Raw genomic sequence first — 257 nt, 5'->3', positions numbered from 1 at the left:
ATATCCGCCAGATACACCCCCGCATCCTGGGCTGTTTCCTGAGCGAAACCGCATCATTAGCGGACTAAGTCTTGGGGTGCTGCTGGTTGAGGCAGCAGAACGCAGCGGGTCGCTGATCACGGCTGATTGTGCGCTGGAACAGGGAAGAGAGATTTTTGCTGTGCCGGGAACTATTTTTTCCCCGCTAAGCCTGGGGCCGCATAACTTGATCAAACAAGGCGCAAAGCTAGTAACAGGGAGTGAAGATATCCTTGAAG

Annotated in this window: 1 protein-coding gene; it reads left to right on the top strand. The window is 53.7% G+C overall.

Annotation, left to right across the window (positions count from 1 at the left end; all coding sequences use genetic code 11):
• On the top strand, nt 1–257 hold a 257-nt coding region (locus MXD62_RS09050), incomplete at both ends, for a DNA-processing protein DprA (protein ID WP_368862350.1).

Source organism: Frankia sp. Mgl5 (genome assembly GCF_023242985.1).
Classification (GTDB): Bacteria; Actinomycetota; Actinomycetes; order Frankiales; family Frankiaceae; genus Parafrankia; species Parafrankia soli.
The sequence above is the reverse complement of the archived record's forward strand: the minus strand, read 5'-3'. Positions and strand labels throughout refer to the sequence as shown.